The organism is Haloferax sp. SDI50, assembly GCF_059802635.1.
Map to the genome: position 1 here is coordinate 57356 of NZ_JBPULL010000002.1, position 13535 is coordinate 70890.

11 protein-coding genes are annotated in these 13535 nt (G+C 64.1%); 2 read left to right on the forward strand and 9 right to left on the reverse strand.

Going from position 1 to position 13535, the window contains the following annotated elements; translation table 11 throughout:
- Positions 1–95: 95 nt before the first annotated feature.
- From ACSR87_RS15225 to ACSR87_RS15235, 3 genes are read right to left on the reverse strand one after another with little or no spacing between them, the layout of a single operon-like run.
- Positions 96–1076 (reverse strand): ABC transporter permease, encoded by a 981-nt coding sequence (locus tag ACSR87_RS15225; RefSeq protein WP_498531118.1) that lies wholly within the window; start codon positions 1074–1076, stop codon positions 96–98.
- A complete protein-coding gene (locus ACSR87_RS15230) occupies positions 1069–2076 on the reverse strand; it encodes an ABC transporter permease (protein ID WP_498531119.1) in 1008 nt (335 codons plus the stop codon). The genes ACSR87_RS15225 and ACSR87_RS15230 overlap by 8 nt, the downstream gene beginning before the upstream one ends.
- Positions 2077–2136: 60 nt before the next feature.
- Positions 2137–3723, reverse strand: coding sequence for an ABC transporter substrate-binding protein (locus ACSR87_RS15235; protein WP_498531389.1), 1587 nt, complete (start codon positions 3721–3723; stop codon positions 2137–2139).
- Positions 3724–3944: 221 nt separating this feature from the next.
- On the opposite strand from ACSR87_RS15235, the gene ACSR87_RS15240 reads away from it, so the two are divergent.
- Positions 3945–4649 carry a creatininase family protein gene (locus ACSR87_RS15240; RefSeq protein ID WP_498531390.1) on the forward strand — a complete coding sequence of 235 codons (705 nt, stop codon included), beginning with the start codon at positions 3945–3947 and terminating at the stop codon, positions 4647–4649.
- Positions 4650–4733: 84 nt separating this feature from the next.
- Here the strand turns inward: ACSR87_RS15240 and ACSR87_RS15245 are convergent, their stop codons facing one another.
- Positions 4734–6146: an amidohydrolase gene (locus tag ACSR87_RS15245; RefSeq protein WP_498531120.1), complete on the reverse strand. Its 1413-nt coding sequence runs from the start codon at positions 6144–6146 to the stop codon at positions 4734–4736.
- A 364-nt stretch (positions 6147–6510) separates the two neighbouring features.
- Here ACSR87_RS15245 and ACSR87_RS15250 point away from each other — a divergent pair, with 364 nt between their 5' ends.
- Positions 6511–7275, forward strand: coding sequence for an IclR family transcriptional regulator (locus ACSR87_RS15250; RefSeq protein ID WP_498531121.1), 765 nt, complete (start codon positions 6511–6513; stop codon positions 7273–7275).
- Positions 7276–7409: 134 nt separating this feature from the next.
- Here the strand turns inward: ACSR87_RS15250 and ACSR87_RS15255 are convergent, their stop codons facing one another.
- The 5 genes from ACSR87_RS15255 to ACSR87_RS15275 form a co-directional block, all read right to left on the reverse strand.
- Positions 7410–9359 (reverse strand): archaea-specific SMC-related protein, encoded by a 1950-nt coding sequence (locus tag ACSR87_RS15255; RefSeq protein ID WP_498531122.1) that lies wholly within the window; start codon positions 9357–9359, stop codon positions 7410–7412.
- 79 nt (positions 9360–9438) lie between these two features.
- On the reverse strand, positions 9439–10062 hold the full coding sequence (gene rdfA / locus ACSR87_RS15260; protein ID WP_498531123.1) for a rod-determining factor RdfA: 624 nt from the start codon (positions 10060–10062) through the stop codon (positions 9439–9441).
- A gap of 787 nt (positions 10063–10849) precedes the next feature.
- Positions 10850–11647: an L-rhamnose 1-dehydrogenase gene (gene rhcB, locus ACSR87_RS15265; RefSeq protein WP_498531124.1), complete on the reverse strand. Its 798-nt coding sequence runs from the start codon at positions 11645–11647 to the stop codon at positions 10850–10852.
- 51 nt (positions 11648–11698) lie between these two features.
- Entirely contained in the window at positions 11699–12550 is an 852-nt protein-coding gene (rhcF, locus tag ACSR87_RS15270; RefSeq protein WP_498531125.1) for a 2,4-diketo-3-deoxy-L-rhamnonate hydrolase, read from the reverse strand.
- 99 nt (positions 12551–12649) lie between these two features.
- The gene (locus tag ACSR87_RS15275; RefSeq protein WP_498531126.1) at positions 12650–13408 is read right to left on the reverse strand and encodes an IclR family transcriptional regulator; all 759 of its coding nucleotides are present in this window, start codon (positions 13406–13408) and stop codon (positions 12650–12652) included.
- Between the last annotated feature and the right edge of the window lie 127 nt (positions 13409–13535).

Genomic DNA, 13535 nt, shown 5'->3' on the forward strand with positions numbered 1-13535 from the left:
GGGGAGCGATAGTTCGGCGGGCGAGCGACTGACGGCGGCCGGGCGACTCCCGGCCCCGGGGCGAACGGTCGGTGAGAGGTGTCGTCCGTTCATCGTCAGTCGTTCGACCGCGGGTCGATTGCGTCGCGCAGGCCGTCGCCCAGCAGATTGAAGCCGACGACCGTCGCGAGAATCGCGAGGCCGGGCCAGAGACTGAACCACGGGTTGACGATCATGTACTGCCGCGAGTTGGCGAGCATCTGCCCCCACGACGGCGTCGGGGGCTGGACCCCGAAGCCGAGGAACGACAGCGACGCGACGATGAGGATGTTCACGCCGACCTGAAGCGTCGACTGGACGAGCACCGGCGCGAAGCTGTTGGGGATGATGTGGCGGAAGATGATGTGCCGGTCGCGCACGCCGGCGGCCTTCGCGGCCTCGACATACTCCATCTCCCGGACGCTCAGCACCTGCGAGCGAATCAGGCGCGTGAACACCGGAATCGTCGTGATGGAGACGCCGATGATGGCGATGCCGAGTTCCTTGCCGAACGCGGACATGATTGCGATGACGAGGATGAGGAACGGAATCGCGTACAGCGATTCGACGAACCGCTGGAGCACGTCGTCGACCCAGCCGCCGTAGTAGCCGGAGACCGCGCCGACGACCGTCCCGATGGTCATCCCGATGCCCGTCGCGATGAGACCCACCTGAACGGCGATGCGGGTGCCGTACACCAGCCTGACGAGTACGTCGCGGCCGCGGTGGTCCGTCCCGAGCGGATGCGCCCACGTCCCCGTCCCGAAGCTGTTTTCGATGCCGACCGGCGGGAGCAAAATGGTGCTCCCCGACGGGTCGTTCTCCGGGTGGTACCAGAACGTCGCCGCGAACTGGTAGTCGAACAGGTCGGCGTCGATAGTCGTCACCAGCGCGACGAGCGTCACGAGCCCGATGACGTAGAGACCGACGCGCGACGCCGAGTTGCGCTTGAGCTGTCGAACCACCTGCGAGGTGCGCGAGACGGCGGAGCGCTCGTCGGCGTCCGCGACGCCGCCCGTGCGGGCCGAGTCGCCGGCGGCGGCCGTCGAATCACTCACCGGAACCACCTCCGTAGGAGATGCGCGGGTCGATGACCGCGTACAGCACGTCCACGACGAGCACGCCGAGGACGAACACGATGGCGAAGAATATCGTCGTGCCCATGATGAGCTGGTAGTCCTGCGCCCGGACCGCGGTGATGATGAGGTTCCCCATCCCGTTGATGTTGAAGACCGTCTCGGTCAGCACCGCGCCGCCGAGAGCGGTCGTCATCTGGATGCCGATGACCGTGAGCACCGGCAGTTGCGCGTTCCTGAACGCCTGTTTTCGGAGAATCGTCCGCTCGGAGACGCCGTACGCGCGGGCGAGCTGGACGTAGTCCTTGTTGAGCACTTCGAGCATCGACGACCGCTCGATGCGCGTGATGGCCGCCATCTGGAGCGTCCCCAGCGTGATAGAGGGGAGTATCAGATGCGACGCGGCGGTCGCGAGCACGTCCAGTCTCGACGCCGCCCCCTCGACCGACGCGGGGTCGGCCCACGGCATGATGAGCCCGCTCGGCGGCAGGAGGTCGCCGTAGTACGCGAACACGATGATGAGCAGCAGGCCGACCCAGAAGCTCGGCGTGCTGACGCCGATGAGCGACGTGATGCGGGCGAGGTGGTCGTAGCCGTTGTTACGGTTCTTGGCGGCGAAGATACCCAGCGGAATCGCCGAGCCGATGGCGAGGGTAAAACTCGACGCGAGCAGCAGCAGCGTCACCGGAAGCCGCTCGAAGATTTTCTCCGTCACCGCGACCCCACCGTAGTGGATGCTCGTCCCGAAGTCGCCCGTCGCGACCGCCGCGAGGTACCTGACGTACCGGACGTACAACGGTTGGTCGAGGCCGTACTTCGCGCGGGCGGCCTCGATAGCCGCCGCGTCGGCGGCCGGCCCGACCAAGATGCGAACCGGGTCGCCGGGTATCGAGTTGATGAGGACGAACGTGACCGTAACGACGAACAGCAAGACCGGAACGATTTGGAGTAATCGCCGTCCGATGTAACCGGTTGTCGTCATGAGTGGAGTGGATGGGGAGTGAGCATATAACGTTTGGTAACTGTTACCGACAGTGCAACGTCATCTGTCGACGGAGACGTTGTTGTAGCCGGTGAGGAGCCGCGGGTTCTGCGGCGAGACCGGGTGGACCTGGAAGTCGCTGACGGTGGACTTCACGCCGTAGGAGTTCTTGTAGTTGAACGCCGGGAGGTGGACCTTCTCCTCCAGGAGCGTCGAGATGGCCGACTGGTAGAGCTGTTGGCGCTCGTCGCGGTCGGTCGACTCCCGCGCACCCTGAATCTGCTCCATCACCTCGTCGTTCTTGTAGTAGACGCCCTGGTTCACGCCCTCTGAGTCCTCGTGGAACAGGTTGTAGATGAAGTCGTCGGGGTCGGGGTAGCGGACCCACCCGAGGACGTAGATGTTGTAGTCCGAGGCGTTGCCGGTGTAGGCGCGGCTGAGCATCGCGCCCCAGTCGAGCCGTTCGACGTGGGCCTCGTAGCCGGCCTCCTTGATGCCGTTGGCGATAGAGAGGCCGATGTTCTCGCGGTTGTCGTCCGGGGGGACGATAATCTTCGCGTCCCAGTCGGCGGGGACGCCGGCCTCCTCGAACAGCGCCGTCGCCTGCTCGACGTCCTTGTCGTTCGGAATCTCCATCCACTCTTCGAGCGGCATCTCCCACTCTTCGACCATCGGCCCCGGAAGCGGGCCGTACTGGCGGAGTCCGGCCGGGTCGATGTAGCGGTCGACCGCGTCGTCCATCGAGAAGCTGTAATCGATGGCCTCGCGGACGCGTTTGTCGGCTGTCGGCCCCTCGTTGCAGTTGAACGCGACGTAGAAGTAGCCGACGCTCTCCACCTCGGAGATGCTCGTGTCCTCGGTGCTCTCGACGGTCTCCCAAAGTCGGGGCGGAATCGTCTCGATAACGTCCACGTCGCCCGTCCGGAGGTTGGTGACGCGCGTCGTCGATTCCGTGATGGGCGTGAACTCGACGCCCGCGACGTTGGGTAGTTCGTCGCCCCAGTAGTCGTCCCAGCGTTCGAGCGTGACGTAGTTGCTCTCTTCCCACTCGACGAACTTGAACGGCCCCGAGCCGATGGGCTGTTGGGTGCTGAACGCCTCTTTGTCCTCCTCGCGGACGGCCTCCGGCACGACCTGATGGGTGAGGACGTGCTGGAACATCGCGTAGGGGTTCGAGAGGTCGAACTGGACGGTCGTCTCGTCGATTGCCTCGACGGTGTCGATGACGCTGAAGATGCCCAGGAGGGGCGTCTCCTCCTCGATGGGCGCGCGGAACGAGTAGGCCACGTCCTCGGCGGTGACCGGGTCGCCGTTGTGGAACATCGCGTTATCGACGATTTCGACGATGTATCGGGTGTTGTCCCGCTCGATGGTCGGCATACTCGTCGCCAGATTCGGGACCACGTCGGTCCCCTCGCCGTAGGTGTACAGCTGACTGAACACCCGGTTCGCGACGAGCGCGTCGGGGTTCGAAAGCTGCGTTATCGGGTCGAATCGGACGGGGTTCAGCGCCTGACCGATGTTTATCGTCGCGTCGGAACCGCCGGCGGCCGTTTCGGTCGCGCCGCCCGCGGTCGTTTCGCCGCCACCGCCGTCGCCCTCGCTCGTCGTTTCGGACCCGGAGTCGGACGTACAGCCGGCGAGCAAGACGGGTATCGACGCACCCGTCGTTTTCAGTATATCTCTACGTGAGACACTCTCTCTCATCATTGACGCCGAATCATTTCGGCATCACCGACTTAAGCGTTTGCATACCGTGTGTTTGTTTCCCGTTATCTGCTAAAAAATCCGATTCAAAAAGTATTATATATGGAAGCTGTGCGTATCTCCCTATGGACTCAACGGAGTCACAGTCGCTCCTAGCGGAGATGACGTGGCAGGAAGCCGAAACCGCGTTCGACGAAGCGGACTTCGTCGTGCTCCCCTGCGGGGCAACCGAACAGCACTCGACGCACCTCCCGACCTCGGTCGACTCCATCCGAGCGGAGAACCTGACCGCGGAGCTCGCCGCGGCGGCCCCGGAACACGACTTGAATCTCCTCGTGCTGCCGGTGCTCCCGTACGGCTACTCGGAGCACCACATCAACTACGCGGGGACGATTTCGCTCGGAGCCGACACGTACCAGGAGATAATCATCGACGTGGGCCGGTCAGTCCAGCGCCATGGCGGGACCCGGTTTCTCGTCGCCAACTTCCACGGTGGCAACATCGAGCCGCACAAGCTCGCGCTCGACCGGCTCCAGCGCGACCACGGACTCGACTCGTACTACGCCCATTGGACCGACTTCGCCCGCGACCAGTTAGAGGAGCGGTTCGGCACCGAGTGGGGCCACGCCGGCGAGTACGAGACGAGCGTCATCGAGCACTACCGTCCCGACCTCGTCCGCGGCGACCGCAAGACGCCGCAGACGAAGAAGAACCGCTACGAGGTCCGCCAGTACGCCCACTTCGACGACCTGACCGTCGAGGGCGGCCTCGGCGACCCGACGCAGTCCGACCCGGAGTTCCTCGAAGAAGTCATCGAGTCGACGACCGACCGCATCCTGACGCATCTCCGGTCGGAACTGGAGTAACGCGAGCCTCGGCGACGGGGAGACAGACGAAAGCGAGCGAAACTGCAAACCGAAACGAGAGCTGATTTTCCCGACGCTCGCCGCCTACAACGTGAGGTGGAACGGCGGCTCCGTCCCCTCCGGCAGCGCACACTCGTAGTCGCCGGGGACGGACGCTTCGAACTCCTCGCGGGCCGCCGCCACCAGCGCCTCGTCCGAAAACAGGTCGAGCGTCGTCGCCGCGAGGACCTTCGCGGCGTACACCGCGGCCTTCGACCCGAAGCTCCCGTTTGCGGCGACGGCCTGCCACGTGTGCGAGGGCGTCCCCACCGGCCACGACGCCGCCCAGAACTGCGCGGTCGGCGTAATCCAGCTCACGTCGCCGACGTCCGTCGAGCCGTTGAGGACGGTCCCCACGTCGTAAGAGGGCTGGGCGTCCGGATACAGCACCGACGAGCGCGCCACCTCGCGCCGCTCCTCGGGGAGTTGCGCCGTCCGCGCCTCGATTGTCTCCGCCGAGAGCGTCTCCTGAAGCTCCGCGGCGAACTCGCGGTCCTCGTCGGTGTACGGGATGGGGCCGGCGAGTCGCATGTTCTCCAGCAGTGCATCGGACAGCGCGTGGTTCGCCACGTAGTCGTAACAGCCGGTGTGGAACCGCCGGGAGACCGTCGTCTGGGTCATGAGCGCCGCGCCCTCGGCCACGTCGTCGAGCCAGTCGGTGATGCGGTCGACCTCGTCGCGGGTCGGTGCGCGGACGTAGAACCACGCCGTCGCCTCCGCGGGGACGACGTTCGGCGCGCCGCCGCCGTCGGGGATGGTGTAGTGGATGCGGGCGTCGTCGGAGACGTGCTCGCGCATGAACTCCGACCCGGTGTTCAGCAGTTCGACGGCGTCGAGTGCGCTCCGACCCGACTGCGGGCTGTCGGCGGCGTGCGCCGACTCGCCGTGGAACGTGTACTCGACGGAGTTCATCGCGAGCGTCTGCGCCATGAACGGCGCGCTGAGATGGCTCGGGTGCCACGTGAGTGCGGCGTCGAGGTCGTCGAACGCCCCGTCGCGGGCCATGAACACTTTGCCGACGAGTATCTCCTCGGCGGGACAGCCGAAGAACGTGACCGTTCCCTCGGCCCGCCCGTCGTCGATGGCGCGCTTCGCGGCGAGGGCGGCCCCGACGCCGGCGACGCCGAACAGGTTGTGTCCGCAGCCGTGGCCCGGTGCGCCGGCCTCGACAGGGTCCCTGTTCGACGACACCGTCTGCGACAGTCCGGGCAGCGCGTCGTACTCCCCGAGGATACCGACGTGCGGTTCGCCCTCGCCGTAGGTCGCGCTGAACGCCGTCGGCATCCCGCCGATTCCCTCGGTGATGTCGAATCCCGCGTCGCGGAGAACCGACGAGAGCAACTCGGCGGATTCGGTCTCGTGAAGGCCGAGCTCCGGCTGCTCCCAGAGCGACTCGGTGAGTGAGACGAGTTCCGCCTCCAGCGACTCGACCGTCTCGAACGTCTCGTTGTGGTTCATTGCGTCTCGTGCGATTGGACTGGAGAAACGATAATAACACTTCCGGAGCGGTGAACGTTCGGGCTTCGAATCACCCACAGAACGCACGATTCACGAGGAACGAATCCAAACACCGGGAGACGCCGAAATCTGACGAGCGTCGTTACTCCCGCGTTTTGGACGCTTCCGGACCGCTCTCTGCCGGTTTTCGGTCGTTGACCTCGCCGCCTTCGAGGCGGGGCGTCGCACCCCAATCCAGCCGCGAACCATGCATATAGTTCACAAACAACTCGTTTCGGCGTCAGCGTGGCCCGCATTCGTTAGCGGACAACTGGTATTCGGGAGCAGCGAAAATACTATGTGCAATGGTGACGAGCCGCAGATAATGACCGAAACCCCGAACGACCGCTCGCTCAAAACGACGGTCACAACCCTCAGAATCGTCGAACTACTCAGGGAGCGCGACGGGGCGGGCGTGACCGAAATCGCCCGCGAACTCGACATCGCGCCGAGCACCGCACACACTCACGTGACGACCCTCGAAGCGCAGGAATACGTGGTTAAAGAGGGTGATACGTATCATCTCGGGCTTCGCTTCCTCGGTCTCGGGAACTTCGTGCGGACGCGGAAACGCCGATTCGGGAAGGCCGAACACTACACCAACGTCCTCTCGGAGGAGTCGGAGCGGCGCTCGATTTTCACCGTCGAGGAACACGGGCGAGGCGTGTACGTCCACACCGCACCCGGAAAACACGGCGTCTGGACGCAGTCGACGGTGGGAAAGCGCGTCTATCTCCACTCGACGGCGAGCGGGAAAGCCATCCTCGCCAACATGCCGCGAGAACGGGTCCGAGAAATCGTCGACCGAATCGGCCTCCCGAAGGAGACCGAACAGACGATTCACGACGAGGAGGCGCTGTTCGACGAACTCGACGAGATCAGAGAGCGCGGCTACGCGCTGAACGTCGAAGAGCAGATAAGCGGGGTTCGCGCGGTCGGTGCGCCCGTCATGGGGCCGGACGGCGACGTGTTCGGCGCGCTGAGCGTCGCCGGTCCCTCCAACCGGATGAAAGGTGAGCAGTTCGACCGTCTCACCGAAGTCCTCCTCGGCATCGCAGAGGAGTTGGAACTGAGCATCGCGCTCTCCTGAGCGCGTCGCCCTGTCGCCGCCAATGCCCAGTTCGTGACACACCTAATAGTGTAACTCGAAACGAGATGCGCCGTTCGCGACGCGACTCGACGCAGGGGATGAAAAACGAGAAAAACGAAGCGCTGTCGGCGTCGTTACGCCGGCGAGTAGCGCGGGTACGCGCTGTCGACGGCCTGTGCGTCCTCTTCGAGGAGGGCGACGGCGAGGAAGTCGGCGTAGTCTGCGAAGTAGTCCACGAGCCGCGAGATGCGGTTCGAGTCGATGGCTTCGAGCGAGTCGAGGACCATGAACGGCACCGTCTCGTAGACGTCGTGGATGAGGTAGCCGGCGAGCGCGAACACGAGGCCGGTCACCTCGCGCTCGGACTCCGAGAGGTGGGCGACGGAGTCCTCGTAGCTCACGCCGTCTTCGTTCGTCCGGATGACGTGGAGGTCGAACACCGATTTCGTGACCTTCCTTCGGCCCTCCCGAACCCGCTTTTCGGTGCGCTCGATCCAGATGCGTTCGAGGTTGTCGTATTCGAGCACGTCGAGGACGTCGTCCATGTGGGTGTTGAACTCCTCAACGGCCTCGGATTCGAGGCGCTTGATGCGCGTCCGAAGCTCTTCGAGTTCGTCTTCGATGTCCTCGCGGGCCGCTTCGAGTTCGTCGCGCTCGTCGAGTTTGCGCTCGATGTCGGCGATTTCGTCTTCGACGTCTTCGAGGTCGCTGCGGAGGCGGCCGAGGTCGTATTCGAGCTGGTTCGCCTCGCGGTGGAGGTCGAGCAGGTCGCCGTGTTCCTCGCTTTCGAGTTCGTCGACGGTCTGTTCGAGCGAGTCGATTTCGGCTTCGAGGTCCGAGCGGTCGGATTTGAGCTCCTCGATGCGCTCTTGGCGGGTCTCGCGCTCGCTTTCGATTTCGGAGAGGCGGCGCTCGATGCGGTCGCGCTCGCGCTGGCGGCGCTCGTAGGTGGACTTCTCGTCTTCGAGTTCGGAGAGCTGTTCGCGGTGGTCGCGGTTGTCTTCGAGCTTCTCCTCGCGGAGCGACCGAAGGCGTTCGAGCGTTCCTTCGATTTCGGACTTGTCGACCTCGGAACCGCACGTCCAGCAGACGACCTGGTCGTCGCCGAGCAGTTGGTCGGTGACGCTCCCGCCGTCGCCGTCGGCGTCGCGGAGCGCGTCCACGACGTCCGAGGAGGTGCCCGAGAGCATCTCTTCGTTGAACTGAATCACGGACTGAAGCTCGTTGACGGTCGACTGAATCTCCTGCCGACGCGTCCGGAGCCGGCTGATTTCGGACTCGATTTCGTCGAGTTTGCCGCCGGCGACCTCCGGGAGGTCCTCGGCGTCGTCCTCAAGCTCCGCTTCCTCGGATTCGAGCGCGTCGAGGCTCTGTTTTTCCGTCTCGATGCGGCGGTCCACGTCGTTGATGTCGCGGCGCTTGCTCCGAAGGTCACCGAGCTTGGATTCGAGTTCGCTCTCGACTTCCTGGCGCTCGCTCACGCTGGCGTCGTACTCCTCGACCTCCTGTTCTTTCTCCGCGAGTTCGTCTTCCTTCTCCTCGATTTGGTCTTCGAGCTTCGTCCGCCGGCGTTCGAGCTGCGGCAGGCGGTCGGAGAGGTTGCTGAGCGTCGAGAGCTCGTCGGCGATATCGCGTTTCTCCTGCTGGAGCGACTCGATCTGCTCGTTGATGGACTCGACGTCGACCGGGCGCATGATGAGGTCGCGGAGGTCGTCGCCGCGGGCGACCGCCTGTCGGGCGTCGTTCGTTTCGAGCAGGAACGCAAAGAGGTCCGCGAGGTCCGGGTCGTCGAGGACGGGGTTCCCGCCGGAGATGACCGTGTCGCCCTGCCGCTCGAACGTCCGAGTGTACGTTTCGTCGCCGATAGTGAGTTCAACGGAGCCCTCGTCGGCGTCGCCTTTGAGCGCCACGTCGTCGCTCCCGTGGGCGGCCATGATAGACCGCAAGAGCGACGTTCGGTTCGTGGCGTTTCGACCCGCCAAGACGGTCACGCCCGGCTCGAACGACGTTGACAGGTTGTCGATGCCACCGATATTCTCGACCGAAAGGTGGACTTTGGATTTTGACACTTGTTCTGAGCTCATACCTTGACCCAACAGGTACACCAATATAAAATCACCCGTTGAGTCGAGGAGAATGTGACAGCGCTAAGTATGTAATCGGTTAGTTCGATTCGCTCTCGTCGCAGTCGCACCCGCCGCGCTGGAGCAGTTCGACGACCTCGTACTGCGTCCCGCAGTCGCGGCAGTACACTTGCGTGTCCACGAGGACATCGAAGTCACCGAGTCGGAGTTTGCTCGTGTTGCGGAGCGAACTCAGACTCTGCTCGATGACCGCGACCAGTCGGCCGCGGAGTCGCTGGATGGACTCGATGACGTTGTCGATTCTGTTTCCTGACGAGGACTCCTTCGAGACGCCGCGAATATCCGTCAGGTAGGTGTAGACCGCCTGATGAGAGACGAAATCCGAGAGCAGTTGGTCGACGTCGACGCCGCGGGACTGGAGCGTGTTCTTCGCCTGAACGCGCATCCCCTCCGTGGTCTCGTCGCCGGTGAGAAGCGTGTACAGGTTCTCGACCTCACCTTCGAGGACGTCCTCGCCCGCCTTGCGGAGTGCGGCGTCGAGCACCTTCTCGTTCATCAGATCCGCGAGGTCCCGGAGGCTGTCGCTGTCCTCGGGAGCCGTCCAGCGGTCGGCGAGCTGCTCGCCGAATCCGTCCAAGTCGTACGTCTCGATGACCCGCTCTACCTTGCTTAGGCGACGGTTCGTGCTTTGGTCGGTACCCATTACTCGTTTTTCACACGGTGGCGTGAAATATCTTCAGGTTTGGAGAGCGATTCGTCACACTCGGTGAGGCGCGTTCGTCGGAATCGAACCAGTAAGATCCGGCAATGTCGGATGAGATAGATGGGATTCGACGACTCACGCGGAGACTGGGCAGTAACGCGGGGCTGGAGTCGGGAATGCAGACGCTACGTAGCCGACGGGAGACGACCGAAAAATAGAGCATCAATGGGACGTTGTGCTCGATAGGTAGCCGCGCCACGTGTTCACGAGTATCAGTTGGGCAGGCGTACTCGGTGGGGGCTACCGTGCGTACAGTATGACTGACGTACTGATGGCTATCGTGCTGGATGCACGGGATGCTGATTACACATGGGTCGGACTGCTCCAACCACGTGCTACTACACGACACACCAATATGTAAATTATGTTTGTGACTATTATTGCCACGAGGGGCGAAATCCGGTGCTCAAAGCCACGAGCCTGTCGCTGAGTGTCAGCGGTGAATTGGACGAGTCACGGCCGGCGACGACAGGCCACCAACTGCGGCGGCGTGAGGCGATGCGGACATCTCCGAGCCGTTTGATTTCGCATCCTCACGGCGGTCGCGTGCGCCGCGACGGGCACGCCGCGGTTCAGTTCGCCCGGCCGCCAGATGCTACACAATCAATATCCGATAATGCCGGACTGCGTGTGAGTGCTGTGGCCGAACGCTCGGGCTCGTGGTCGGGCGGCCGAAAGCACCGATTTCGGACGCTTCGGGCGACTTTCGAAGTCGTCGCGGCGAACGCTAGTGTTTGAGGTAGCCGCCGTCGACGGCGATGGACTCGCCGGTTATCCAGTCGCCCTCCTCGGAGAGGAGCAGGACCGCGACGTGGCCGACTTCTTCGGGTTGGCCGATTCGGTCGAGGATGTGCGCGTCGAGCGTCTCCGCGAGGATTTCGTCCGGCGACTTGCCCGACTGCTCGGCGTGCTCGTCGAGCCACGCCTCGACCATCGGCGTCTCGACGGTGCCGGGCTTGAGCGCGTTGACGGTGATGCCGTGGTCGCTGAGTTCCTTCGCCAGCACGGTCGTGAAGGCGAGGACGGCCGCCTTGGACGCGCCGTACGCACCCTGTCCGGCGAACGGTCGCTCCGCGCCGACCGAGGAGATGTTGACGATGCTCCCCTCGATTTCGCGGTCGACCATCCGGGCGGCGACGGCCTTGGAGACGAGGAACGTCCCCTTGGCGTTCACCTCGAAGTGGAGGTCCCAGTCGTCTTCGGTCGTTTCGAGGAGCGGGACGGCCTGCTGGACGCCCGCGTTGTTCACGAGGCCGTGGATGTCACCGAGCGAGTCGATAGCGGCGTCGACGGCGGTTTCGACGGCCTCGGCGTCCGTCACGTCGACCTCGTACACCGCGGCCTCGCCGCCCTCCTCGCGGACGAGGTCGGCCGTCTCGGCGGCCACCTCGGGCTTCGTGTCGAAAATCGATACGTCGGCCCCGGCGCGGGCGCAGCGGACCGCGATGCCGCGGCCGATGCCGCGCGCGCCGCCGGTCACGACGATATGCCTGTCTCTCAGTCGGGTGTCTGTGTGCGTGCTCATAGTCGGTAGTTCCGGGATATCCTATAAATAATTGTGCTGTACGGCGGTCGATTACTCGTCGCGCTCGGCAACGACGGGGTTCGTGAGCGTGCCGATGCCCTCGATTTCCACGTCGACGCTGTCGCCCGGTTCGAGCAGTTCCGGCGGGTCGCGGAAGATGCCGACGCCGCCGGGCGTGCCGGTGGAGATGACGTCGCCGGGTCGGAGCGTCGTGATGTTGCTGATGTACTCGACGACCTCGTCGACGCCGAAGATGAACTCGGAGGTGTTGGACTCCTGTTTCGTCTCGCCGTTGACGCGGCAGGCCACGTCGAGGTCGTGCGGGTTGAGGTCGCCTTCGGGGACGAACGTCGGCCCCATCGGGGCGAACGTGTCGTAGCTCTTGCCGCGGAAGAACTGACCGTCGTCGAACTGCGCGTCGCGGCCGCTCACGTCGTTGATGGCGGTGTAGCCCGCGACGTAGTCGAAAGCGTCCTCGGCGTCGACGTTCTTGGCCGTTTGGCCGATAACGACGCCGAGTTCGACCTCGTAGTCGACCTCGTCGATGGCCGCCGGGTGGACGATGGGGTCGCCAGGGTTCGTGACGGACGTGCCGGCTTTCCCGAACAGAAGCGGACGTTCGGGCACCTCTTCGTCCTGTTCTTCGGCGTGGTCGTGATAGTTGAGCCCGACGCAGACGATTTTTCCGGGGCGCGGGACGGGCGCGAGGAGCTTCACGTCCTCGACGGGGACCGACTGGTCCTCGGCGGCGTCCGCGGCGTCCTCGACGACGGTGAGGAAGCCGGGGCTGTTGAGGTTCTGGACGGTCACGTCTTCGCGGAGGCCGGAAAGCGGGACGACATCGTCGTCGCGGCGGACGCCCCACTCGGGAGCACCGCCCGCGGTGTATCGAACGAGTTGCATCGTTACACTCTGCCACACCGTGATACGTAACTGTTGCGCTCTACGCAGCATTGCGACGACGGGAGCGAGGCGGGCGACCCGAGGCCGCCGACCCGCCGACTACGAGTACGTCAGGTTCACCTCGATGACGTTCGCGCTCTTGAGAATCTGGTTCGGCAGCTCCTCGGTAAAGCGCTCCTCGCGCATCCGGCTTTTCGGCCCCGAGACGCTCACGGCGGCGATGGCGTAGTCGTCCTCGTTGAGTATCGGCGCGGCCACACAGCGCATGCCCTTGACGCGCTCTTCGTCGTCGTACGAGTAGCCGCGCTCGCGGACCTGCTCCAGCACGTCGAACAGTTCCTCGCGGTCCGTGATAGAGCGGTCCGTCACCGACTCCAGTCCGTGGCGGTCCAAGATGCGCTCGACTTCCTCCCGCGGCCGGTTCGCCATGATAGACTTCCCGAGCGCCGTCGTCTGCAACGGGACGCGCATCCCGGCGTGGGTGTCCAGACGAACGGCGTCGGGACCCCGCGAGCGGTACAGAAAGACGCCGATACCGTGTTCCTCGATCATCAGATTCGCGTGCTCGCCGGTCACCTGCGCGAGTTCGTTTATCTCGGGGCGAGCGATGTTGAACACCTTCTGGCGGGACCGCGCGTGAGCGCCCAACTGGAGGAACCGCGTGCTGACGTAGTAGGTGTCGCCTTCCTTGACGAGGTACTCCTGTTTCTCCAGCGTCCGCAGGTGGTCGTGAATCGTGCTGGTCGGCTTGTCCAGTCGCTTGGCTACCTCCGAGACGCCCGCCCCGTCGAGTTCCCGCAGGAGGTCGACGAGTTCGAGCGAGATTTTGACCGCGTTGACCGGGACGTCCTTCGTCATAGTTGGTTATGAACCCTCATCCCTCAAATGTCTTTCCGCTATTGCCGGAAGCGATGGAGAAGAGACGAGCGACGACCTCGGGCGGTGAGAACATTTGCATAATTTAAATAATTCAAATTTCGTGTCT